This window comes from Cellvibrio chitinivorans, from assembly GCF_035117775.1.
Taxonomy (GTDB): Bacteria; Pseudomonadota; Gammaproteobacteria; order Pseudomonadales; family Cellvibrionaceae; genus Cellvibrio; species Cellvibrio chitinivorans.
On the sequence record NZ_JAYKKN010000004.1, the window covers coordinates 420,824 to 429,602 of the forward strand.

Sequence of the window (8,779 nt, forward strand, 5' to 3'; positions counted from 1 at the left end):
TTAGATCACATCGCTCTTGGTTCGGTCAGCAAACCTTTTACCACCGCAATACAGGCCATCAGCAACACCAGGGTAAACGGGAAACCGGTTGAAACTGCCATCGCCTGCAAGGCAATCAAACCACCACCAAGAATCAGGGCGATGGCAACCAAACCTTCAAAGGTGCACCAGAAAACTCTCTGCGGCGTCGGCACATTAACCTTACCGCCAGCGGCAATGGTGTCGATGACCAGTGAACCGGAATCCGATGAGGTCACAAAAAAGATCACCACCAGAATAATGGCAATAAACGAGCTGATTTGCGCCAGCGGTAGTGCATCCAACACAGCAAATAACTGCAAAGGTAAATCGGCATTCGCTGCAGCTTGGTAGCCCTGCTCGACCACTTGGCTAATCGCAGTGCTGCCAAAAACCGTCATCCACAATACACAGGCTGCGGAGGGAATTAGCAGTACCGAAATAAGAAATTCACGCACGCTACGTCCACGCGAAACCCGCGCGATAAACATGCCGACAAAAGGCGACCAACTGATCCACCACGCCCAATAGAAGGCCGTCCAGCCTTGCGAGAAGTGAACATCTTCACGGCCAAACGGATTTGCCAATGCAGGCAAATGCTGCAAATAACTGAACAAATTGGCAAAAAATCCAGTAGCAATCGCCAGAGTCGGGCCAACCAGAATCACAAACAACATCAGCAGTGCCGCCAGAACCATATTGATCTCAGAGACTCGTTTTACTCCCGCCTCTAATCCGGCGACTACTGAGGTCAAGGCGATGATGGTTATGCCTATCACCAGAATAATTTCAGTGGTGGTGCCCTTGGGCACATCGAACAAATAATTCAAACCCGCACTGGCTTGCGATGCGCCCAAACCGAGTGACGTAGCCAAACCAAAAAGCGTGGAAAATACGGCAAGGATATCAATGACGTGGCCGGGCCAGCCCCATACACGCTCGCCCAGTAATGGGTAAAAAACCGACCGGATCGTGAGTGGCAAGCCTTTGTTAAACGAAAATATAGCTAGCCCCAGTGCCAATATTGCGTAGATAGCCCAAGGGTGCAGCGCCCAATGGTAAATCGTCGCGGCCATGGCCAAACGCTCAGCGCTAGCGGCATCCCCTGCTGCGCCAGAGAGAGGCGCCCAATCGGTACGTACGCCGCCCTCGCTCGTCACACCCGCAAAAGAAGAGTTGAAATGCGAAAGAGGCTCGGACACCCCATAAAACATCAGACCTATGCCCATGCCCGCGGCAAATAGCATCGAAAACCAGCCCAGATAACTGAAATCCGGGGTTGCTTCAGTGCCACCAATACGCACATTGCCTAACGGAGAAACGATCAACACCAAACACAGCAACACAAACACATTGGCAGATGAGATAAAAAACCAATCCAAATTACTGATGAGCCAGGTACGCATGCTGCCAAAAATCGGGGCGGCTTGCGCCTTGAATGCAATGGTCAGCACCACAAACAGCACTACTACCAAAGCAGAAATCAAAAACACGCGGTTATGGATATCCAAACCAAAAGGGCCAACTTTGACCAAGATATTGTCTTGCCCTATTTGATAGTCGGTATCGATGGGATTCACTTTACCGTCTGGGATCATGGGATCTTTAGGTTGTTCCATGGGAAGTCCTTACAGATTGGGGGTGAGATTAAAAGTAATAACCGATATTGATGTTGAAGCGCCGTTCGGTTTCGCTGCTATCGCCCGCCACGCTGCCGCCGACAAACGGTTGATTCCTGGCATGCACCAGATCGAAGTAGGTAAACAAACCGCCGGCCGATACGGACACGCCGGTCACGTTCATCATGGTGTCGCGCGTGCCGTCTGTTTTGTCATAAATCAGGCCGTAATTGTTGTAGAACTGCAAACCAGTCACCGGCCCCCAGCTCACTGGCAGGCTGTATGCAAGATTGATCGTACTGGTCGTCGCCTGTGCGGCAATACTGTCGTAGAAAGCATAAGCGCCCACCGCCATTTGCACCGCATCATCGACGTTGTAATCGTATTCGCCGTGCTCTAATTGCAGATTCCAGCGGTTGTACTGACTATTCAGGTGGATCGCCCAGGCACTGTAGCTCCCCGCGCGTTCGGTATCGTCGTGCAGGCCACCGGAAAGCCCCGATACCCCCAACTCTGTAGTGAAATCGGTGGCATGTTCTATCACGTAAGCAAATCGGCCAGTAAAGGTGTTGTATTCACCCAGTGGCTGAGCGGGATCATCGTAAATGCCATCACCATCAAGCCTGTAACCAACTACATCGTATGAGTAACGGTCAGCTCTGCTATCGACATAACCATCAATACCACCCAGCTCATCGTTCTTGAAAAAACCTAAATCCAATTGCCAGTTGTCGCTTAGCGAGCGCTTAAATACCAAGCCCAAGTCATGGTCATCTTCTAAGCCAATGTAGTAATTGGTACTAAAAAAATAGTTGTGTGAGTTGTAGGGCAAGTTGCCAAATGGCACTTGGGCGATACCGGCCTGCACCTGCCAGAGATCGGTAAATTGGTAAGCCACATAGGCGTTTTTGACTGCAGTCATGTAATCGTAAAAGCGAATTTCAGCATTCAGCGACACCGCGCCGATATTGCCATTTAAGTTAAAACGAAAAATATCAAAATCGAAATCACCGCCGCGATCTTCATTGCCTTCGCTATAACTTGTGTAACTAAAATTCGTGCGAATGGCGCCGCCAACGCTAATGCCATCAGATTTTTCTGCTGAAGTTTCGGCTTTTTTTTCTGGCTCAGCTTGTTGCATTTCAGGTTGTTTTATTTGTGCTTCCTGCTGTTTCTGCTCAAGCAGTTTTGCTTCAAGTTCTGTGATTTGTGTTTTTAATAAATCAATTTGCTGTTGAAGGTCATCTTCTGCAGCAATGACATAAGTAGGCAAAAAAAAGAAAGGTAACGCGACACTGCTAATAAAAACTCGGCGTAATGGAAACATTCGCTCACCCTGCGCTAATTACGTGATTTTGTGCATAAAGCTTAGTGCAAGCTCACGATATGTCCACGCTGCCAAGAATGGATCACAAGAACAACATAATTATGAGGAAAGTGTTTTTGATACTTGGGCTTGAGCTGGAATTGAGGCAGGAGTAGAAAACGTGCAGATAAAACTGGCGAGATTGATACAAAAAATTCTCCTGAATCAATCCCGCCAGTTACATCAAATTAGAAGTGATAACTACCGATTAGCGAAAATACATTCGTTGTTTGATCATCAAAATAAATCCGGCGCAGGCCAATACCAAACCCGAATTTATCATCTACTGGAATATCCAGTTTTACACCAACCAATACGTCTTCACCTTCGTCTTTATCGACAGCAAATACTTGCTCTTCGATATCGATTTTATTGCGCCAGATAAATACACCAACTTCAGCGGAGATTTTAATTGGCGCATCTGGCGTGAGCATGATGCCCTGCACTAACGTCAGACCTTCAGCACTGAGTGGATAGCTGGCAGCGAAGTCTTGCGAGAAATCCCCCAAGTCAGTTTCGCCATCGAGTGTTAAATCCACTTTTACATCGCCCAAGTCCAGATAGCCAAGTTCAGTGTACAAATGACGTTCCCACTGCAACCCCAGCGCAAGCTGAAAGCCGGAGCGGCTCGCATCAAAACGATTGATATTGAAGTCGTAACCTGCCGTCGATAATGCAGACGAAAAATCTTCTTTCTCCACACTGCTGGTGACGCCGGCGATATCGGCACGCAGATAAAAGCCTTTGCTCTCGGCCGCTTGGGTATTGACCGAGGCTGCTACCAGCGCAGCCAAGGTAATCCAAACCGGTTTTACACGTTTAAACAACATCAATCCTCCTAACAGCAACAACCAGAGTACTTCTATCGCTCCGCCCCCACCTGTTGATTTGATTTCAATAGGTGGCTTGGGCTCTGGCACTTCAGGTACTTCTGGCTCCTCCGGTTCTTCTGGCAAAGCCACGCTCACGGCACCCGGATCAACCACAGCAGAGTTCACCAAACCGTCATCGTCATTCGGGCCGCCATCTTCGATGGTCAGCTGCACACAGCGATGACCTTCGGTTAAACCGCTGGTCCATTCGGCATTACCCGGTGGAGGACAGTAGCCGGGATTGCCTGGTGCCGAGTGAATACTGTTGTTTGCATCTTCGATAAAGGTTACCCATGCTCCGCGCTGGAACTTGCGATAAACCGCATTAGCTGGAATAGCTATACGCTGTGGAATTACCACACGCACAGATTGACCCGGCGTAGGCAGATCACGAATGGCAAAATCGAATACACCACCAATAGGCTTAAAGACAGGGTCAACAAACAAGTCATCCAATGTGGACAATTCATCATCCATTACCTGAACACCACCGGATACTCCGCTGCGAGCAAACAACCCAAGACCACAGCGCACCCCCGGATCACACTCAATCAGGTATGCATTAGTGGTATTACCCTGCTGCGGCAGAATATTGGACGAAGGCATATTATCCAGATAGTCCGGAATACCGTTATCGTCCGCATCACCCGTGCCTTCCAAACTGTCACTGAAACCATCGCCGTCGGTATCCACATCAGCACTCAATACCGGCAAGCTGCTGACGACACGGAAGTACGCAAAAGCCTGAACACTGGCACCAGCAGAATCAGTCACTGTGACCAATAGTTGTTTGGTTCCACTCAAACCAGATGGATCAAAAACACGGACTGCATTAACTGGATCGCTATCTGCATCAGCCATACCGCTAGTAGCAGACCAATCGAAGCTATGGGTATCCTCCAGATTAGCGTCATCCACTATGGCGGTAACCGTTACTGGTCCGCCAGTTGGCGTAATCAGACTGGTGGTGATGCCGCCCTGCACAATGCTCAAGTTGACCACTGGAGGCACGTTTCCTTCCCGAATACTGATGGTGTGAGTATTGGCAACACCAGAGTTGATGCCATCACCTAAACGCACAACCAATTGACTATCACCCAAACCATTGAGATCAGTCAGAGCAACTGGAACCACAAAGGACACCTGCCCCTCGGTAAAGGTGGCGACACCTGCCATCAAGTTATGCTCACTTGAGCCAGCAGTAGTGGCAACATCGATCTGATAAGGGATGCTCAGCGGGTATTGCGGTGATACACCGTTTAACAACACCTGGAATTTCACATTACTTCCACGCACAGCAATTTGCGATTTACTGAGCGACACCAATGGACGCACATCGACAATTTGAATAGCTGAGCCAGTAATATCCGCCGCATTAGTGGCACTCCACTTAATCTCATGACGCCCGGGTCTCAACATCAACACATTGTTGGCATTGAGTCCTTCCGGCTGAGTTACGCAACATTGATTACCAGAGATGCCATCGCTGGCCATGCTGTTTAATAGCGCATCTACCTGCTCTTGCGTAGCCGATTGATTCAAGCTCAGCAATTGACGCAAAGTGATTGGTGTATATAAAGCAGATGCATCGATTGTGATGTCTGCCGGTGCAGTCACAATCGGTTGCAGTGGATCAACCGTACGAATCACCTCAAGATTGAATGCAGGCAAACTCGCCGACATAGTGCCATCACTCACACTGATCACGATTCCGGTTGTAACGCCCACATCGGCATTGGTTGGTGTACCAGTCAGCGCGCCAGTCGCCGAATCAAAACTTGCCCAACCAGGTTTATTGATAATGCTATAAGTCAGTGTTGTTCCCGCATCAACATCCGTCGCAACAGGTACGAAGCTGTAAGGTACATCCTGATCAACACTAGTAGACGGAGTGCCACTGATTGTCGGCGCGTCATTGACGTTAGTCACCGTCAGGCTGAACGCAGGCAAACTGGTTGAAACAATGCCATCACTCACACTGATCACAATTCCGGTTGTAACGCCCACATCGGCATTGGTTGGTGTACCAGTCAGCGCACCAGTTGTCGGATTGAAACTGGCCCAATTCGGTTTATTGGTGATGCTATAAGTCAGCGTCGTTCCTGCATCCACATCCATTGCTACCGGCGTGAAGCTGTAAGGCGCATCCTGCTCAACGCTGGTTGTTGGTGTACCGCTAACAACTGGGGCGCTATTTACCGATAGTGTGAAGCTGGCAGTACCGGTATTACCTGCCTCATCCACTAAGCTGAGTGTAATGGTGGTTGCGCCTGAACCTTGGCTTGTCAAGGTGATAGCACGGTTGGCATCAACCCCACTCAATAGCAGATTCGCCAGCGGCAACACCGCAAGATTTGAGCTGTTAGCGCTCAGCGTAAGGTTTGCTGGTGCACTGAGGTTATCGCTCAAGGTGACGGGCAGCGCATTGCTGGTATTGCCCAACCCCAAGAATTGATTAGCAACAGTGCTCAGGACAGGGGCTTGGGTATCGATAGTCACTTGTACAGCGGCCGATGGCGTACTGACATTACCTGCGGCATCTGTCGCTGTCACGGTGAGACTATGGTTGCCGTCGCCAAGCTCATTGGCGGTGATGCTCCAATTGCCAGAACCATCAACCACTACCGTCCCCACTACACCACCAATATCGCTAATCAAGGTGATGGTGCTATTAGGCTCTGCGGTGCCAGTAAAGACGGGCGTTTTGTTGCTGGTGATGCCATCACTGTTACTACGCCCTGTATCACTTACGGGAGATAAGGCCGGAACCGATGGAGCCGCAGGAACGGTAGAGTCCTCCGTGATACTGGGAACATCAGCGGTAGTCGAGACATTGCCTGCCGCGTCTTCAACAACGATAACAAAGTTATTGATGCTGTCAGGTGTAAGCGGTGCAACAAGCTCCCAGAGACCATTGATGACGGTAGATGAATCCAACACCAGTGAGTTGTCTGGGATGCCATTGTTGTCGGCATCCAGATAAAGCTTAACGGTAACGCCGTTTTCACCGTGGGTACCATTAATGGTGTAGTCATCCACGTTTGCAGTAACAACATCTGCTGGAGATACAACTACTACTCCATCAGGGACAAGGGTATCAACCTGTGTATTGGCATTGCTGACTTGCGCATAAATAAGGCTCGCATCGTTATTACCTGCATCGCGAACCGTATCACCATTGAGGGTGATGCCATTAGCCAAGGCGATGACGCCCGCAGTATCAGTGTTGTCGCTGGCCTGCACGGTATATTGATACAACAGAACACCCGCATTCTCACTGACAAATACAGCCTGACGAGTGACTCCGCCTATATTAATCGCCAATGTGGAATTAGTTCCTGTTACCACCACATCACCATCGAGCGTCAGGGTTAGGCTGATCACATCACCAGCTGCATAATTACCAGTAGCAATAACCACACTGGACACTGAAGGCACACTGGTGTCTTTGCTGATGCTATTGGTGACCGAGTTTGAGGCATTACCCGCTACATCCACCAAGGTTAGGCTGACGGTGAGTGTGCCATCGCTCAAACCACTCACATCAATACCCATAAATTGCTGGGTGACTGAACTCACTGCCAAACCAGAGGCACCGACTGCAGTGCCGCCGTTATTACTGGTAATGCTGTAAGTCGCTTTTGTTCCCGTTTCCGCACCGGCTAACGAAAGACTGACCGCCGATTGATTCAGATTGGTCAGACTCGACTGATCAAATGCAACACTGGTTATCACCGGTGCAGTGATATCGATAACCACAGTCAACGCATCGGAATACACACTGGTATTCCCCGCCACATCCGTCTGCTCAATTTGCAGTTGATGTGTGCCTGCAACCAATCCCGATACATTCAAACTCCAACTGCCATCAGCATTGGCAGCAACATTGGTCAAGCCGCCATCTAAAGAAGAACGGGCGTGAATAACAGCATTGGCCTCTACCGAGCCTACTGCGCCTTGCACGGTCAAGTTGGTCAAATTGGTAATGTTATCCGTCGCACTTTCACCCGAATCAGATGCTGCTGCCAAATCCGGCGCAGTAGGTTTGGCGGGTGCCGTTGTATCTATGGTGATAGTCAGCACTGTCGATGCAGTTGACTGATTCCCTGCAACATCAGTGGTTTTGGCAGAAAGACTATGGCTGCCTTCACTGAGCACACTCGAAGTAATACTCCAAACACCACCGGTTGCCACTGTGGTACCCAGAACTGTCACACCATCGGTATCGTACAAAGTCACTGTACTCCCTGCTTCCGCTGTACCCGTGATAGTTGGAGCTGTGACATTAGTGATGCCATCGGTATTACTGCTACCGCTATCTGAAGCCGAACTTAACGCTGGGGTTGAAGGCGCATCGGGAGCAGATGTATCAATAGCAAAACTATTAGAGTTTGTAGTGCCTGTGCCAGCATTACCCGCCACATTGACTACGCCAGTGTTATCCAAAGTGATGACGTTGGTTGCGCTGGTAATACTGGCAGACGGCGTAAATGTTGCTGTCCAGGTAATACCGCCGTCCGATGAGCTAACCGCACTCAATGAGCCATTCGCAATGGTTAGATCGGCATTGGTAAACCCTGTTACTGCCTCCGAGAAAGTGAACGTCACCAAACTGGTTTCACCAACAGCCAATGCAGTATCGGCGACCACAACACTCACTACGCTTGGAATCCGGGTATTGATTGCAAAGTTATTGGAGTCCGTTGTTCCTGTGCCCGCATTTCCTGCTGCATCCGTTACACCGGTGTTATCCACTGTGACGAGATTAGTTGCAGCGTTAGTGTTGGACGATGGAGTAAAAGTGGCTGTCCAAGTCACACCACCATCCGATGAACTCACTGTGCTCAGCGAACCATTGGCAATGCTTACATCAGCGTTGGTAAATCCAGTCACTGCTTCCGAGA

The 8,779-nt window shown here is 49.6% G+C and carries 3 protein-coding genes; all 3 read right to left on the minus strand.

Annotated features, from left to right (window positions below):
* Nucleotides 1-5: 5 nt before the first annotated feature.
* The 3 genes from SPL68_RS13770 to SPL68_RS13780 all read right to left on the minus strand — a co-directional run bounded on the left by SPL68_RS13770 (nucleotide 6) and on the right by SPL68_RS13780 (nucleotide 8,768).
* Nucleotides 6-1,637, minus strand: coding sequence for a BCCT family transporter (locus SPL68_RS13770; RefSeq protein ID WP_323815746.1), 1,632 nt, complete (start codon nucleotides 1,635-1,637; stop codon nucleotides 6-8).
* A 28-nt stretch (nucleotides 1,638-1,665) separates the two neighbouring features.
* Nucleotides 1,666-2,964, minus strand: coding sequence for a porin (locus tag SPL68_RS13775; RefSeq protein ID WP_323815747.1), 1,299 nt, complete (start codon nucleotides 2,962-2,964; stop codon nucleotides 1,666-1,668).
* 227 nt (nucleotides 2,965-3,191) lie between these two features.
* On the minus strand, nucleotides 3,192-8,768 hold the full coding sequence (locus tag SPL68_RS13780) for an Ig-like domain-containing protein (RefSeq protein WP_323815748.1): 5,577 nt from the start codon (nucleotides 8,766-8,768) through the stop codon (nucleotides 3,192-3,194).
* Between the last annotated feature and the right edge of the window lie 11 nt (nucleotides 8,769-8,779).